13 protein-coding genes are annotated in these 15581 nt (G+C 67.8%); 9 read left to right on the forward strand and 4 right to left on the reverse strand.

Annotated features, from left to right (window positions below):
• The first annotated feature begins 127 nt into the window (after nt 1-127).
• The 9 genes from G3N92_RS00440 to G3N92_RS00480 all read left to right on the forward strand — a co-directional run bounded on the left by G3N92_RS00440 (nt 128) and on the right by G3N92_RS00480 (nt 11505).
• Nucleotides 128-1312, forward strand: coding sequence for an enolase C-terminal domain-like protein (locus G3N92_RS00440; protein ID WP_206125469.1), 1185 nt, complete (start codon nt 128-130; stop codon nt 1310-1312).
• Nucleotides 1313-1461: 149 nt separating this feature from the next.
• Complete coding sequence (locus G3N92_RS00445) at nt 1462-2823, forward strand: MFS transporter (protein ID WP_206125470.1); 1362 nt, start codon at nt 1462-1464, stop codon at nt 2821-2823.
• Nucleotides 2820-3791: a D-glycerate dehydrogenase gene (locus tag G3N92_RS00450; RefSeq protein ID WP_206125471.1), complete on the forward strand. Its 972-nt coding sequence runs from the start codon at nt 2820-2822 to the stop codon at nt 3789-3791. Before G3N92_RS00445 ends, G3N92_RS00450 begins: the two co-directional genes overlap by 4 nt.
• Complete coding sequence (locus G3N92_RS00455; protein ID WP_206125472.1) at nt 3788-4873, forward strand: Ldh family oxidoreductase; 1086 nt, start codon at nt 3788-3790, stop codon at nt 4871-4873. Before G3N92_RS00450 ends, G3N92_RS00455 begins: the two co-directional genes overlap by 4 nt.
• A 46-nt stretch (nt 4874-4919) precedes the next feature.
• Nucleotides 4920-5828 (forward strand): dihydrodipicolinate synthase family protein, encoded by a 909-nt coding sequence (locus G3N92_RS00460; RefSeq protein WP_206125473.1) that lies wholly within the window; start codon nt 4920-4922, stop codon nt 5826-5828.
• Between the two features lie 59 nt (nt 5829-5887).
• Nucleotides 5888-7228, forward strand: coding sequence for an MFS transporter (locus G3N92_RS00465; RefSeq protein WP_339385825.1), 1341 nt, complete (start codon nt 5888-5890; stop codon nt 7226-7228).
• Nucleotides 7229-7289: 61 nt separating this feature from the next.
• On the forward strand, nt 7290-8471 hold the full coding sequence (locus G3N92_RS00470) for a porin (protein WP_206125502.1): 1182 nt from the start codon (nt 7290-7292) through the stop codon (nt 8469-8471).
• 103 nt (nt 8472-8574) lie between these two features.
• A complete protein-coding gene (locus G3N92_RS00475) occupies nt 8575-9879 on the forward strand; it encodes an MFS transporter (RefSeq protein WP_206125475.1) in 1305 nt (434 codons plus the stop codon).
• Between the two features lie 36 nt (nt 9880-9915).
• A complete protein-coding gene (locus G3N92_RS00480) occupies nt 9916-11505 on the forward strand; it encodes an aldehyde dehydrogenase (NADP(+)) (protein WP_206125476.1) in 1590 nt (529 codons plus the stop codon).
• A gap of 93 nt (nt 11506-11598) precedes the next feature.
• Here the strand turns inward: G3N92_RS00480 and G3N92_RS00485 are convergent, their stop codons facing one another.
• The 4 genes from G3N92_RS00485 to G3N92_RS00500 form a co-directional block, all read right to left on the reverse strand.
• Nucleotides 11599-12495, reverse strand: a complete 897-nt coding sequence (locus tag G3N92_RS00485) for a DoxX family protein (RefSeq protein ID WP_206125477.1) — start codon at nt 12493-12495, stop codon at nt 11599-11601.
• Nucleotides 12496-12526: 31 nt separating this feature from the next.
• Nucleotides 12527-13045 carry a heme-binding protein gene (locus G3N92_RS00490; protein ID WP_206125478.1) on the reverse strand — a complete coding sequence of 173 codons (519 nt, stop codon included), beginning with the start codon at nt 13043-13045 and terminating at the stop codon, nt 12527-12529.
• A gap of 118 nt (nt 13046-13163) precedes the next feature.
• Nucleotides 13164-13664 carry a heme-binding protein gene (locus G3N92_RS00495; protein ID WP_206125479.1) on the reverse strand — a complete coding sequence of 167 codons (501 nt, stop codon included), beginning with the start codon at nt 13662-13664 and terminating at the stop codon, nt 13164-13166.
• Nucleotides 13665-13794: 130 nt separating this feature from the next.
• Nucleotides 13795-15570, reverse strand: a complete 1776-nt coding sequence (locus G3N92_RS00500; RefSeq protein WP_206125480.1) for a GMC family oxidoreductase — start codon at nt 15568-15570, stop codon at nt 13795-13797.
• Between the last annotated feature and the right edge of the window lie 11 nt (nt 15571-15581).

Consider the following 15581-nt stretch of genomic DNA (forward strand, 5'->3'; position numbering starts at 1 on the left):
CGCTGCGGCGTCCGCCGCTCCCCTTAGCGTAAACACCGGGACATCGATGCTTGCCAAGTCTTTGAGATAGCGCTATCTTTGCATACACAGATAGCGCTATCTCGCGCTTGCTCTCACGGAGACAGGTATGTCCAAAATTTCCCGCGTCGAGATCTTCGACTTCGAATACCAGGTGGAAAATCTCGCGGCCGAATCCGAGTACACCCACAACCACGTCGCCTACAAGAAGGGTGGCCGGATGAAGCTGTCGAAGTACGCGATCGTGATCGAAACCGACGATGGCGCGCGCGGCGAGTACGTCGCCATGTGGGGCGGCACGCGCCCGGCGCTGGCGCAGTCGATCATGCTCGCGCCCGATCTGCTCGGCCGTGATCCGTCGATGCGCGAGGCGCTCTACGACGAGTTCAAGCGCAAGCTGCATCACTTCGACCACATGGGCCACGGCCCGATCGACATCGCGCTGTGGGATCTGGCCGGCAAGCAGGTCAATGCTTCGGTGTCCCACCTGCTCGGTGGCTATCGCTCGCGCCTGAAGGCCTATGCGAGCACGTTCCACGGCGACCGAAACGGTGGCCTCGACAGCCCCGAAGCCTATGGCGAATTCGCGGTGCGCTGCCGCGAGATGGGCTATCGCGGCTACAAGATCCACGGCTGGTTCGATGGCAATCCTAAGGAAGAGGCGGCCGCGATCCTGGCCACGCGCAAGGCGGTCGGCAGCGAGATGGAACTGATGTACGACGGCGCCTGCGACTTGAAGACCTTCGCCGACGCGCTCTACGTGGGCCGCGCCTGCGACGAGGCGAACTACTTCTGGTTCGAGGATCCGTATCGCGACGCCGGCCTGTCGGCCTTCTCGCACAAGAAGCTGCGCGAGATGCTGAAGACCCCGCTGCTGATCGGCGAACACGTCCGCAGCCTCGAGCCGAAGGCCGATTTCATCATGGCGGGCGGCACGGATTTCGTGCGCGTCGATCCCGAATACGACATGGGCATCACCGGTGCGATCAAGACGGCGCGGCTGGCCGAAGCGTTCGGCCTCGACGTCGAGGTGCATGCCGTCGGCCCGGCGCATCGTCACGTGATGGGCGCGATCCGCAACTCGAACTTCTACGAAGTGGCGCTGGTCGGCCCCGATTGCGCGAACAACATTCCGGATGTCTATGCTTGCGATTACAACGATCAGATCGACTGCATCGACAAGGACGGCACGGTGCCGGTGCCGACCGGCCCGGGCCTCGGCGTGACGTACGACTGGGAGTACATCAAGCGTCACACGCGCCAGCATCATGTGTTCGACCTGAAGAACCGCTGATCGAATCGACGACCCGTCGTCGGGCGCGCCGGCGTGGCGCGCGCCCGATCCCACCGCCGGCAGAGCTGCACCAGCAGCCACAGGCGGGGCGGTCCACCCGGGCCGTCCGAACGAGAAGGCCTTCGCGGGCCATCTCCAGGAGACAAACGATGTCAACGCAGGCCATTCTCAGCGCGGTTCGCGCGCGACACCGCTACATGCGCTACCAGGTTCTCGCCCTGGTATTGCTGGTCACGGCCGTCAATCTCGGCGACCGCGCCAATCTTTCGATCGCCGGCGCGCCGATGGCCAAGGAGCTTGGCCTCGGCAGCGTGGCGATGGGCTACGTGTTCTCGGCCTTCGCCTGGGCCTATGTGATCGGCCAGTTGCCGGGCGGCTGGCTGCTCGACCGCTTCAACTCGATCAAGGTGTACGGCGCGGCGCTGTTCCTGTGGTCGTTCTTCACGTTTTTGCAAGGTTATGTCGGGATGTTCCCGGTCGGCCTCGCGATCGCGGCGCTGTTCGCGCTGCGCTTCCTGGTCGGTTTCGTCGAGGCGCCGATCTATCCGGCCAACAACTACATCATCGCTGCCTGGTTCCCGCTGCGCGAACGCGGCCTGGCCACCTCGATCTTCAGTTCTGCGCAATATGTGGCCGTGGTCCTGTTCGTGCCGGTGATGGGGGCGCTGAGTCATGCGCTGAGCTGGCACTGGGTGTTCTGGTTCATGGGCGGCTTCGGCATGCTGCTTTCGCTGTTCTGGCTGGCCGTGATGCGCGCGCCGGAGCAGCACGCCAAGGTGACACGCGAGGAACTCGACTATCTGCGCGAGAACGGCGCGATGATCGACATCGAGGCGCGCAAGGGCAAGGCCGTGCCGGCCCCGCCGGGCGCGATCAAGGTGCTGCTGAAGAGCCGCATGATGGCCGGCGTGTATCTGGGCCAGTACTGCATCACGGCGCTGCAGTATTTCTTCATCACCTGGTTCCCGATCTACCTCGTCAAGGGACGCGGGATGGATCTGCTGCACGTCGGCTTCGTCGCCACGCTGCCGGCGATCTGCGGCTTCGTCGGCAGCGTGCTCGGCGGCGCGATCTCGGACCGCGTGCTCAAGCGCGGCGGTAGCGTGACGCTGGCGCGCAAGCTGCCGTTCATCTCCGGCATGTTGCTGGCCAGCCTGCTGGTGCTCTGCAACTTCACCGATTCCACCGTGGTGGTGGTGGCGCTGATGTCGCTCGCACTGTTCGGCAAGGGGCTCGCGCAGATCGGGCTGGCCGTGGTGGTGGATACGGCGCCGCCCGAAATCGTCGGCGCGGCCGGTGGCTTGTTCGGCGTGGCCGGCAACATCGCGGGGATCGTCACGCCGATCGCGATCGGCTACATGCTGGCGTTGACGAATTCGTTCACGGGCACGATGTATTTCGTCGGCGCACATGCGCTGGTGGGCGCGCTGAGCTACCTGTTCATCGTCGGCAAACTGAAGCGGCTGGCCTTGCCGGCCGGCAGCAAGACCGCCGTCACGGAGACCGCATGAAGCATCGCCTCATCCTGTCACGACCGATGCCGTCCGCCGTCGAGGCGCGCGCGAAGTCGGAATTCGACGCATTCGTGCCCGAGCACGCGCTTGGTGCCGAGGCACTCGCCGAGCAGGCACACGCGCATGACGCGCAGGGCCTGCTGTTCTCGGGCAGCCTGCGCCTGGATCGCGCGCTGATCGAGCGCTTGCCGCCGAGCCTGCGTGTGGCGGCCACCACCAGCGTCGGGTTCGACCACATCGATCTGCAAGCGGCGGCCGACGCCGGCATCGTCGTGACGAACGCGCCGGTGGTGACGGAATGCACAGCCGATGCCGCGATGCTGCACATCCTCGCCGCGAGCCGCCGCGCGCGCGAGCACCTGAAAGTGATGGAAGACGGCTGGGGCCGCCCGCTCGGCCTCAGCGAGCTGCTGGGCCAGCGCGTCAGCGGCAACACGCTCGCGATCGTCGGCATGGGCCGCATCGGCCAGGCGGTGGCGCAGCGCGCGCGGGCGTTCGGCATGACGGTGCTCTATCACAGCCGGCGCCGCGTCGCGCCCGAGCTCGAGCAGGGCGCGCGCTACTTCGCTTCGTTGCACGACATGCTGCCGCAGGCGCGGATTCTGTCGCTGCATCTGCCCGGCAGCGCGGGCACCGCGCCGCTGATCGGTGCGCGCGAGCTGGCGCTGCTGCCGCGCGGCGCGATCGTCGTGAACACGGCGCGCGGCAGCCTGATCGACGAGGACGCGCTGATCGAGGCGCTGCTCGCCGGCCAGGTGGCCGCCGCCGGTCTCGACGTGTTCCGGCGCGAGCCGCACGTCGATCCGCGCTTTCTCGCGCTGCCGCAGGTGTTTCTGACGCCGCACAGCGGCTCCTCGACGGTCCAGACGCGCAACGCGCTCGGCCTGCGCGGGCTCGACAACATCGCCGCCGTGCTCGGCGGCCGCCTCGTCGCCGACGCACTCGAACTTCAGGATACCCAATGACTCACGACGCCACGGCGCACGCCGATGCCCCGCATGACCACGACGCGCTGCTCGCGTTCGCCTCGACCGCCCTGCAACGTTGCGGCCTGAGCGCCGCGCACGCGGCGCCGGTGGCCGCGCGGCTGCTCGATGCCGAACTGCTCGGCCACCGCAGCCACGGCCTCTGGCTGCTGGCGACCTATCTCGAACGCCTGCAGGCCGGGCAGATCGCCCGCGAAGGCGAGATCCGCGTGCTGTCCGACACCGACAGCGCATTTGCCTGGCACGCGAACCGCTTGCCCGGCGCCTGGGTCATGCAGCAGGCCGTCGATGCCGTGATCGCGCGCGCCGAATCGCGTGCCGTGGTAGTGGCGACCATCGCCGAGTGCTCGCACATCGGCTGCCTGCAAAGCTATCTGTTGCCGCTGGTCGAGCGCAATCTGCTGGTCACGCTGTCGGCCACCAATGCCGGCGTGGCCTCGGTCGCGCCGTTCGGCGGCATGGATCCGGTGCTGACCACCAACCCGATCGCATACGGCATCCCGACGCGCGGCGAGCCGATCCTGATCGATCAATGCACCTCGCTCGGCAGCAACTCGTTCTTCACGGCCTTCGCCGAGCGCGGCGAAACGCTGCCCGGGCACTGGCTGCTCGATGCCGAAGGCGAGCCGACCGACGATCCCGCCGTGCTTTCGCGGCAGCCGGCCGGCACGGTGCTGCCGCTCGGCGGGCTCGAGTTCGGCTACAAGGGCTTCGGCCTCGGGCTCGCTGTCGAGGCGCTGACGCTGGCGCTGCCGGGTTCGGGCCGCCGCAGCCGCCCCGACAAGTTCGGCCAGGGCGTGTTCCTGCAGGTGCTGAACCCGCGCCTGCTCGGCGGCCTCGACGCCTTCCTCGACGAAACCACCTGGCTGGCCGAGGCCTGCCACGCGAGCCGCGTTCGGCCCGGCTCGCCGCCGGTGCGCCTGCCCGGCGAGCGTGCTTTGGCACTGCGCCGCCAGCAACTGCGCGACGGCATCGCACTCGCGCCCGATGTGCTGAGCCGCATGCGCGCCTGGGCCGACCGGCTCGACCTGCCGATGCCGGCGGCTACGCATCGCCCCTGAACCCGAATTCATTTCGCCTAGGCGACATTTCTGACTGGAGAACCCCATGCTGCGCGATTCAAAAGGAGTATTCATCGTCACCCAGACGCCGTTCGACGCGAACGGCGCGGTGGATCTGGAAAGCATCGACACGCTCGTCGATTTCTACATCGAGCACGGTGCGCAGGGCTTCACGGTGCTCGGCGTCAGCGGCGAAGCCGGCAAGCTCAATGCCGACGAAGCGCTGCAGGTCGCGCAACGCTTCATCAAACGTGCCGGCTCGCGGCCGGTGGCGGTCGGCGTCAGCAATGCGAGCCTCGCGCAGCTGACCGACCTCAGCGCGCGCGTGATGGACCTCGGCGCGGCCGGCGTGATGATCGCACCGCCGGCCGGCATCCAGACCGACGAGGAACTGCACGGCTATTTCGCGGAAGTGTTCCGCCGCAACGCGGGCGTGCCGACCGTGCTGCAGGATTTCCCGTTCGCCTCGAAGGTGGCGATGTCGGTACCGGCGATCCTCGAACTGATCGAGACGCATGCCGAGATCGAGCTCGTGAAGGAAGAGGATTTGCCCTGCCTGAACAAGATCTCGCGCCTGCGCGAGGGCGGGGGGCGCCGCGTCGCGATCCTGACCGGCAACAACGCCATGTATCTGCCGCTCGAACTCGAACGCGGCGCCGACGGCCCGATGGCCGGCTTCTCGTATCCGGAGATGCTGTCCGAGGTCTACAAGCTGCACGCGGCCGGCAGGAAGGACGAGGCCGACGACGTATTCGACATCTACCTGCCGCTGCTGCGTTACGAGGCGATGGGCTTCTGGGGCGTGTGCGCGCGCAAGGAAATGATGCGTCGGCGTGGTGCGATCCGTCACGCCACGATGCGCACGCCGGGGCCGAAGCTGTCGGCGGCCGACGTGCAGGAACTCGACCGCCTGTCGGCCCGGCTCGAGAAGCGCCTGGCCGAGCGGCGCGGCTGAGGCCCCAAAAGCGATCCCGGCCGGCGCGCCGGCCGGGCAGAGAACGAGGAGACATGACCATGAAAAGTGCAGGCGCCGCCGCGGCGGGTTCCGCCACGATGCAGCGTACTTCGGTGCGGTACGGCGTGCTGGCGATGCTGGTGCTCGCCAGCGCCGTCAATCTGGGCGACCGCGCCAACCTGTCGATCACCGGCTCGGCGATTTCGGCCGATCTCGGCATCGGCCCCGTGGCGCTCGGCTACGTGTTTTCGGCCTTCGCCTGGGCCTATGTGATCGCGCAACTGCCGGCCGGCTGGCTGCTCGACCGCTTCGATGCGATCAAGGTGTACGGCATCAGCCTCGTGCTGTGGTCGCTCTGCACGTTCGCGCAGGGCTTTCTCGGCGCCTTGTCGACGGCGGCCGCGATCGCCGCGCTGTTCGTGCTGCGCTTCCTGCTCGGGCTCGTCGAGTCGCCGGTCTCGCCGGCCAACAGCGCGATCGTCTCGACCTGGTTCCCGATGCGCGAACGCGGGCTGGCCACCTCGATCTACAACTCCGCGCAGTACATCGCCGTGGTGGTGTTCGTGCCGATGATGGGCTTTCTCGTGCACTCGGCCGGCTGGCCCAGCGTGTTCTGGGTGATGGGCGGGCTCGGGCTGGCGCTGTCGGTCGTGTGGTTCCGCGTGATGCGCCAGCCGCTCGCGCATCCGCGCGCCAATGCCGCCGAGCTCGACTATCTGCGCGAGGGCGGCGCGAACCTCGGGGCCGGCCGTAAGGGCGCGAGCGCCGCGTCGCGCATCGACTTGCGCGCGCTGCGCTTCTTCCTCGGCAAGCGGATGATGCTCGGCGTCTATCTGGGGCAGTACTGCTTGACCTCGCTGCAGTATTTCTTCATCACCTGGTTTCCGATCTACCTGGTGAAAGGGCGTGGCATGAGCATCGTCGAGGTGGGCCTGCTCGCCACGGTGCCGGCGATCGCGGGCTTCGTCGGCGGCATTGCCGGCGGCTTCCTGTCGGACCGGATGCTGCGCCGGGGCGCGAGCCTCAGCGTGGCGCGCAAGACGCCGTTCGTCGCCGGCATGCTGCTGGCGTCCTGCCTGCTGCTCTGCAACTTCGTGCAATCGCCGTACACGGTGGTGGCGCTGATGTCGCTGGCGATCTTCGGCAAGGGCCTGGCCGCCGTCAACTGGGCCGTGGTGTCCGATACCTCGCCGCCCGAGCGCGTGGGTGTGGCCGGCGGTCTGTTCAACCTGTTCGGCAGTTTGGCGGGCATCGTCACGCCGATCGTGATCGGCTACGCCGTGCAAATCACCGGCTCGTTTACCGGCGCGATGTATTTCGTGGCCGCGCACGGCCTGATCGGCGCGCTGTCCTATCTGTTTCTGGTCGGCAGGATTCGCCGGCTCGACGCGGAACACTAAGTCGCTCGCAGTGCATAAAAGCGTTCATACCAATTAATCAATTAGGAGTACAGAGGTGGAGATGAAGAAAACGATCGTCACAGGGCTGGCCGGCATGGCCCTGTGCGGCGCAGCCAGTGCGCAAAGCAGCGTGACCCTTTACGGGATCATCGACGAAGGCATCAACTACAACAGCAACATGAACGGCAGCCGCTCCTTTGCACTGCAGAGCGGCGTGATGCAGGGCAGCCGCTTCGGGCTCAAGGGCAGCGAGGATCTCGGCGGCGGCCTGCGCGCGATCTTCGTGCTCGAAAACGGCTTCGACGCCAGCACCGGCAAGCTCGGGCAGGGCGGCGCGCTGTTCGGGCGCCAGGCTTACGTCGGCCTGAGTTCGCCCTACGGCACGGTGACGGCCGGGCGCCAGTACGCCACGGCGATGGATTTTCTCGCGCAATTCGCCGTCAACAACCAGTGGGCCGGCAACATCGGCGCGCATCCGGCCGACCTCGACGACTCCAACAACACGTTCCGCATCAACAACGACGTGAAGTTCCGCAGCGTCAACTACGCCGGCTTCTCGTTCGGCGGCGACTACAGCTTCGGCGGCGTGGCGGGCAATACCACGCGCAACCAGGTGTGGTCGGTCGGCGCGGGCTATGCGATGGGCCCGCTGCAATTGGGCGTGGGCTACATCAACGCGCGCAACCCGAACCTCGGCCTGTTCGGCACCTCGACCTCGGGCGGCGCCACCGCCGCGGCGGCCAACTCGACCTACCCGGTCCTGAGCGGCTTCACCTCGGCCCACACGTACCAGTTGATCAGCACCGGCGTTTCGTACACGCTCGGCGCCGCCACGCTCGGCGCGGTGTATTCGAACATCGCGCTGAAGGATCTCGGCGATACGACCAGCGGGCCGAATCCGTCGGGTTATCGCGGCAGCATGCACTTCAACAGCGCTGAGGCGAACTTCAAGTACCAGCTGAGCCCGACGCTGCTGATCGGCCTCGCCTACGCCTACACGAGCGGCAGCAGCATCGCGTCGTCGACCGGCATCAACTCGGGTGCGACCTATCACCAAGGCATGCTCGGCGTGGACTATCTGCTGTCGAAGCGCACCGACGTCTACCTGATCGGCGTGTACCAGAAGGCGTCCGGCACCGATTCGCTGAACCGCCCGGCCGTGGCCTCGATCAACAACCAGTCGTCACCGTCGAGCAACAACCATCAGGCTGTGGTCCGTCTCGGCATGCGCCACAAGTTCTGAGTCGCGACACGCGCGACATCCGCAGCACTCGCGCCGTGGCAGCCGCCCGGCGCGGGCCTTCATGCAGGACGAGCGCCGGCCCGGTCCGGCGCGGGAGACAGCGATGCAGGTCGACAGCAGCATCAGCGACATCGAACGACGGGTGATCAGGAAGGCGGCGCTGCGCATCGTGCCATTCCTGGTCATGTGTTACTTCTTCGCCTATCTGGATCGCGCCAACGTCGGCATCGCGTCGTTCCAGATGAACGGCGACATCGGGCTCACCGCGCAGGCCTTCGGGTTCGGCAGCGGCATTTTCTTTCTCGGTTATTTTTTCTTCGAAGTCCCGAGCAATCTGATGCTCGAGCGCTTCGGCGCACGGCGCTGGATCGCCCGGATCATGATCACCTGGGGCTTGATCGCGGCTGCGTCGATCTTCGTCAGCGGCCCGATGTCGTTCGCGATCGTGCGCTTCCTGCTCGGCGCAGCCGAGGCCGGCTTTTATCCCGGCGTGATTCTTTACATCACCTACTTTTTCCCCGCGGCCTATCGCAGCCGGGTGGTCGCGGTGTTCACCACCGGCGTGCCGCTGTCGCTGTTCGTCGGTTCGCCGCTGTCGGCGCTGCTGCTGGAGCTGCACGGCTGGCTCGGCATGTCCGGCTGGAAATGGATGTTCCTGCTCGAGGCGATTCCATCGGTGCTGCTCGGCGTGGCGTGTCTGCGCGTGCTCAGCGACCGGCCATCGAGCGCGCCGTGGCTCACGCCCGAGGAGCTGCAATGGCTCGAACGGCGCCTCGCCAGCGATCGCGCCGCGCAACCGGATCAGCCCGCGCGTCCCTTGATGACGCTGCTGCTCGCGCCGAAGGTGCTCGGCTGCGCGTTCGTCTATGCGGGGATTTCGGCGGCGGCCGTGGGGCTCGCGGTCTGGCAGCCGCAAATCATCAAGTCGCACGGCCTGAGCAATCTCGAGGCCGGCATGCTCAACGCGGTGCCGTACGGCGCGGCCGTGATCGCGATGCTCGTGTGGGGACGGATGTCGGACACGAGCGGCAACCGGCGCTTTTACACGCTGGTGCCGATGGTGCTCGTGAGCCTCGCGCTGGCCAGCGTCGGCGCGATCGGCAACCTGCCGCTGACGATCGGCGCGCTCAGCATCGCATTGATGTCGACGTTCGCGTTCAAGGGGCCGTTCTGGGCCTTCGTCTACGAAAACTTCACGCCGCGCGAGGCGGCCGTGGTGCTCGCCCAGGTCAATGCGATCGGCGGCCTCGGCAGCTTCCTCGGCTCCTGGCTGTTCGGCCTCGTCAAGGGCGCGACCGGCAGCTATGCGCTGGGCCTCTTGCCGATCGTCGCCCTGACCGCCTCGGGCGCGCTGATCGTCGGCGCGCTCGGCGCGTCGTGGCGCACGCCCCATGCAAGCCGCGGCTGAACCGATTCCCATCCCCCTTTTCGAGGAGCTTGACCCATGCAGATTACCGGCGACCTGTTGCTAGGCCAATCCATCGTGCGCGGCAGCGGCCGCGCCGCGCGCGCGATCAACCCGTCGACCGGCGCGGAGATCGCCGAGCCGGCCTTCGCGGCCGGCGAGGCCGAAGCGGTCGAACGCGCCTGCACGCTGGCCGAGGCGGCGTTCGATCCGTTCCGCCAGGCGCCGCTCGCCACGCGCGCGGCCTTTCTGGAGGCGATCGCCGACGGCATCGTCGCGCTCGGCGATGCGCTGATCGAGCGCGCCCACGCCGAAACCGGCTTGCCGAAAGCGCGCCTCGAAGGCGAGCGCGCGCGCACGGTCGGCCAGCTGCGCCTGTTCGCGCAAGTGGTGCGCGACGGCCGCTGGCTCGGCGCGACACTCGACAGCGCGCAACCCGAACGCAAGCCGCTGCCGCGCGCCGACCTGCGCATGCAGAAGATTCCGCTCGGGCCGGTGGTGGTGTTCGGCGCCAGCAATTTCCCGCTGGCCTTCTCGGTGGCCGGCGGCGATACCGCTTCGGCCTTCGCGGCCGGTTGCCCGGTGGTGGTGAAGGCGCACGGCGCGCATCCGGGCACCTCGGAGCTGGTCGGGCGCGCGGTGCAGGCGGCGGTCGCGCGTTGCGGGCTGCCGGAAGGCACGTTCTCGATGATTTTCGGCGAGGGCCGCACGGTGGGCTCGGCGCTGGTCGCGCATCCGTTCGTCAAGGCCGTCGGCTTCACAGGCTCGCGCGGCGGCGGCCTCGCGCTGATGCGCGTGGCGGCGGCGCGCGCGGAGCCGATTCCCGTCTACGCGGAAATGAGCAGCATCAACCCGCTGTTCGTGTTGCCGGCCGCGCTGGCTGGCCGCACCGAAGCCATCGCCCGCGGCTTCGTCGATTCGCTGGCGCTCGGCGCGGGCCAGTTCTGCACCAACCCGGGCCTCGTGATCGCGATCGACGGCGCGCCGCTGGCCGCGTTCATCGAGCACGCGAGCACCGCGTTGCGCGCCAAGGCCGCGCAGACGATGCTGACGCCCGGCATCCACGCGGCCTATACGGCAGGTCTCGCGCAGCTCGGCGGGCAGGGCGGTGTGTTGCTGGCCGCGCGCGGCGAGGCGGAAAGCGGCCCGTCGCAGGCCTGCGCCGCGCTGTTCGTGACGGACGCCGACACGTTCCTGAACAACGCCGCGCTCGGCGACGAAGTGTTCGGCCCCGCTTCGACCGTGATCCGCTGCCGCGATGCCGCCGAACTGAAGCGCGTGGCGGCGCATCTCGAAGGGCAACTAACGGCCACGCTGCAACTCGACGCCGACGATGCGGGCGATCTCGCACTCGCGCACGCGCTGCTGCCCATGCTGGAGCGCAAGGCCGGCCGCGTGCTCGCGAACGGCTATCCGACCGGTGTGGAGGTGTCGTATGCGATGGTGCACGGCGGGCCGTTCCCGGCGACCTCGGACAGCCGCGCGACCTCGGTCGGCGCGACGGCGATCGAGCGGTTCCTGCGGCCGGTCTGCTATCAGGATCTGCCGCCTTCGCTGCTGCCTGAGGCCTTGCGCGACGGCAATCCGCTCGGCCTGTGGCGGCTTGAGGATGGAAAACCGAACTGCTGATGCCGAGCAAGGAGACGTTGGGGGGGCTCGCGGCAGCTCGATGGCGTCGTCCTTCGCCGGATCGACGCCATCGACAGGACGGGTATCGCCCCGCTATGCGTCGGCAGCGGCACGATTGGCGCACAGCGGGCGCAACGCACGCGGGATCTTCCCGCGTTGCAGCAGCCAGCCGTCGAGCGAGAACTTCCCGGCGCCAGTCAGCACCACGCTGCCGATCGCCGTCAGCAGCAACAGCACGTATTCCCATCCGCCGCCGCCGGCCGTTGCCCATGCGTAGCCACGGGTCCACTCGCCGCCGAAGCCGAGGGTCGCGACGAGGAAATACACGACGCTGATGACCGCGCCGAGCCGGGCGAACAGGCCGAGCCCGACGCTGATCGCGGACGCGAGCTCGGTGAGACCGCCCAGGATCACCAGCGCGGCGGCAGCGTCGCCGATCCCGAAGCCGTGAAATACCGCAACGAGATGCACGAACGAGGCATGGCCCGCGAAGATCTTCTCGGTCGCATGGCCGAGCTCGTTGAGCCCGAACACGAGGCGCACGAACGTCATCTGCCAGAGCAGCGTGCCGAGCCATGCGCCGGCGCGGCCGCCGTTGCGGCGCTGATCGGTGATCGCGCAATCGACGAACTGCGCGACGAACGACACGAACGCGATGCCCGCGACCGTTTCGACCAGTACCGCGCCGTTCATTGCGGCGACGCGCCACGCGATCATGAACGTCAGCAGCGAGATCAGGAAGCCGGGGCAGAATGCGCGCGGCGTGATCCACAGCGCGGACGCGAGCGAGATCGCGAGCGCGAGCAGGCACGACCATGCGGCGAAATCGGGCAATGCGCCGGCGTAGGTGTCATACAGCGCGGCGGCGAGCGTCGCGGCGATCCCGGCGGCGGCGATCGCGCCAGGTACGACAGACGGCTTCAGCACGTCGTAATCGTGCGCGAACGCACCGTCGACGACCGTGGTGGAAAGGGGAAGAGACGAGTTCATGGTGGCGTGGGCGAAGAGGGGGAACGAAGGCTCAGTGGCCGGCGAGCGTCGCTTCGAACTCGCGCGCGAGCCCAGACGCGAATTGCTGCTCCTCGGCATCGCTCGATCCGCCTGCCACGCCGAGGCTGCCGACGACGGCGCCATTCGCGCGGATCACCACGCCCGCGACTGCGGGCAGGATGCCGGGGATGCTGCCGAGCGCGGGATTCTGCTTGCGTGCGAGGTCGTAGAACACGACGGTGTCGATGCCGTTGATCGCGGCCGATTCGGCCTTCTTCATCGCGGCGGCCACGCAGCCGGGCGCGGCGCCGTCCATGCGTTTGAACGCGAGCAGGTTGCCGCTCGCGTCGTCGATCGCGATGCATGGGTGGACGCCGTCGGCGCGGGCCTGTGCGACCGCGCGGTCGAGCAGTTGCGACGCACCGTCGAGCGACAGGTTGGCGGCCGGGCGCAGCAGCGCGTGGGCGTCGTCGGCGGCGAATGCGTAGCCGGGCAATGCGACGGCGATCGCCAGCGCGAATGCGCCGGCACGGAGCGAATGAATGCGCATGATGGAGAAAAGACGTAAGAGGGTCGGAAATACGCCGGCGCCATCGAGGTCGAGCGTGGCCCGTTCTTCGAACCGGGCCACGCCACCTCCGGCGCGTGCTGGCTGCGCGTAACGCGGGTCAGTGGAATGTGCGTGCGACGTCTTCCGCGAGCTTCTGCTCGGTCAGATCGGTGTCGCCGCTGACGCCGACGCTGCCGACCACCGCATCGTCATGCTTGAGCACGACGCCGCCCACGGCCGGCAGAATGCCCGGGATCGTGCCGATCGCGAGATTTTCCTTGCGGGCGAGATCGTAGAACGTGATGGTGTTGATCGCGAAGCGGGCGGCCGATTTCGCCTTGGCGATCGATGCGTCCACGCAACCGGCATAGGCACCCTGCATGCGCGTGAAGGCCAGTAGATGGCCGTCGGTGTCGGTCACGGCGATGCAGATCTTCATGCCGCGCGAAGCGGCGATCTGCGTGGCGGTGGCGGCGAGCCGCAGCGCGGCGGCAGTGGACACGTTCGGCTGAGCCACGACGTCGGGCGAGTTCGCGGGGGCGGTGCTCTGCGCCTGCGTCGCGAGCGGGGCGGCGGCGACGGCCGCAACGGCGGCGAGCTTCAGCAAGGTCTTCTTCATGTTCTTCGTTCTCCTGATTGGGTGGCGCGATCCCGGCGGGATGCGTCCTTATCGGGCGGCGGCCGACGGCCTTGGCCACCGCCGGGTGGGTTGCGGCCGCGCACGGCGGCCTTGATGTCTTGCGTATCGGCTAGATCCGCACCAGCGGGCCGGGATCCTTCAGATAGCGCTCGCGAATCGCGCGCGCAGTCCACAGCGCGAGCGCGCCGATCGTGATGGTCGGGTTGAAGCCGCCGTTGTTCGGGAACGACGACGCGCCGAGCACGAACACGTTGTGCACGTCCCAGCTTTGCTGATAGCGATTCAGCGCGCTGGTGCGCGGGTCGGTGCCCATCACGGCGCCGCCGATCGTGTGCGACGAATCGTTCGGCGTGTACGGGCTGTAGTTGTTGTCCGCGAACGAGACGGCCTCGATGTGCTTCGCGCCGGTGGCCACGGCGATCTCGCGGCAGCGGTCGCGGATGAATGCGCCCGAGCGCTGGTCGTTGAGGTTGTAGTTGTAGGTCATCCGCAGCAGCGGGCGGCCGTGACGATCGGTGTAGGTCGGATCGAGATCGAGGTATTGCGAGCGATGCGAATAGCTCGTGCCCTGGCCCTGGATCATCGCGTAGTTCTGGTAAGCATGGCGAAACGCCTTCTTCCAGCCCGAGCCCCATTGCTTCGCGCCGGGCGCCAGCGTGCCGGACAGCCCGATCGGCAAGCCAGAATTCGACAGGCCCTGAATGCCGGCGCCGCCGATGAAGCCGAGGCCGCTGTGGTCGAAGTTGTCGGCGTTGAAATCGTCGATCTGCGTGGCGAGCGCACCGGTGTTGATGTACGGGTTCAGCTTCTCGTTCTCGAAATGCACGTAGGCATACGACAAGGTCTGGAAGCAGTACGCGCGGCCGACCACGCCTTCGCCGGTGGCCGGATCGTGCGGCTTGCCGATGCCCGACAGCAGCATCAGCCGCACGTTGTCGAGCTGATAGGCGGCGATCACGACGATGTCGGCCGGCTGGAAGCCCTCGTTGCCGTTCGAATCGACGAACGTGACGCCGCGCGCGGTGCGCCGGTCGCGCGCCAGTTCGACCTTCATGACCTCCGATTCGGTCACCATCGTGAAGTTGGGCCGCTGCATCAGCGCGGGGATCACGCAGGCGTTCGGGCTCGATTTCGACCAGTTGCCGCAACCGAACAACTGGCAATAGCCGCAATAGGTGCACGGCGCCATCCGCACGCCGAGCGGATTCGTGTAGGCCTGCGAAACGGTGCCGGCCGGCACCGGGAACGGGTGATAGCCGAGCTTGCTGGCCGTGTCGGCGAACACGGTGTTCCAGCGGCTGCGCACGGTGGGCGGCGTGGGGTAGTGTGTCGAGCGCGAGCCTTCGAACGGATTGCCGCCCGCGATGCGCTGGCCGTCGACCACGCCGGCCTGGCCCGAGGTGCCCGCGATCTGCTCGAAGCGCGTGTAATCCGCTTCGAGTTCGCGATAGGTGACGCCCCAGTCCTGCACGATCAGTCCGTCGACCAGTTGCTTCGCGCCGTAGCGTTCGAGCACGCGCGTGCGCACCTCGAAATCCCACGGATTGAAGCGCCAACTGGCCGCGGCCCAGTGCGTGCCGGCGCCGCCGACGTTGTAGCCGAGCGTCCAGTTGTTCCATTCGCGCGCGGGCAGGGCGATCTGGTCGCTGCGATTGCGCACCGTGTAGGTTTCGAGCGAGGGCGGCGCGAGGATCTCGCGGCGCACCGACCAGCGCAGCTCGTCGGTGTCGATCGTGGTCGGATAGTCGTTGTCGATATCGCGCCAGGCGCCGCGTTCGATCGCGACCACGTTCAGGCCGGCGCGCGTCAGGTCCTCGGCGATCGTGCTGCCGGACCAGCCGAGGCCGACGATCACGACGTCCGCGTGAGGGCGGGTGTACTTCATGCGTGGGGCTC

The organism is Burkholderia sp. Ac-20379, assembly GCF_017104645.1.
Lineage (GTDB): Bacteria > Pseudomonadota > Gammaproteobacteria > Burkholderiales > Burkholderiaceae > Burkholderia.

Bases quoted from the DNA above. Each gene is read 5' to 3' on its own strand.
- G3N92_RS00450 (WP_206125471.1), top strand. From the start codon at position 2,820: ATGAAGCATCGCCTCATCCTGTCACGACCGATGCCGTCCGCCGTCGAG.
- G3N92_RS00465 (WP_339385825.1), top strand. From the start codon at position 5,888: ATGAAAAGTGCAGGCGCCGCCGCGGCGGGTTCCGCCACGATGCAGCGT.
- G3N92_RS00490 (WP_206125478.1), bottom strand. From the start codon at position 13,045: ATGCGCATTCATTCGCTCCGTGCCGGCGCATTCGCGCTGGCGATCGCC.
- G3N92_RS00500 (WP_206125480.1), bottom strand. From the start codon at position 15,570: ATGAAGTACACCCGCCCTCACGCGGACGTCGTGATCGTCGGCCTCGGC.
- G3N92_RS00480 (WP_206125476.1), top strand. From the start codon at position 9,916: ATGCAGATTACCGGCGACCTGTTGCTAGGCCAATCCATCGTGCGCGGC.
- G3N92_RS00460 (WP_206125473.1), top strand. From the start codon at position 4,920: ATGCTGCGCGATTCAAAAGGAGTATTCATCGTCACCCAGACGCCGTTC.
- G3N92_RS00495 (WP_206125479.1), bottom strand. From the start codon at position 13,664: ATGAAGAAGACCTTGCTGAAGCTCGCCGCCGTTGCGGCCGTCGCCGCC.
- G3N92_RS00445 (WP_206125470.1), top strand. From the start codon at position 1,462: ATGTCAACGCAGGCCATTCTCAGCGCGGTTCGCGCGCGACACCGCTAC.
- G3N92_RS00440 (WP_206125469.1), top strand. From the start codon at position 128: ATGTCCAAAATTTCCCGCGTCGAGATCTTCGACTTCGAATACCAGGTG.
- G3N92_RS00475 (WP_206125475.1), top strand. From the start codon at position 8,575: ATGCAGGTCGACAGCAGCATCAGCGACATCGAACGACGGGTGATCAGG.
- G3N92_RS00485 (WP_206125477.1), bottom strand. From the start codon at position 12,495: ATGAACTCGTCTCTTCCCCTTTCCACCACGGTCGTCGACGGTGCGTTC.
- G3N92_RS00455 (WP_206125472.1), top strand. From the start codon at position 3,788: ATGACTCACGACGCCACGGCGCACGCCGATGCCCCGCATGACCACGAC.
- G3N92_RS00470 (WP_206125502.1), top strand. From the start codon at position 7,290: ATGAAGAAAACGATCGTCACAGGGCTGGCCGGCATGGCCCTGTGCGGC.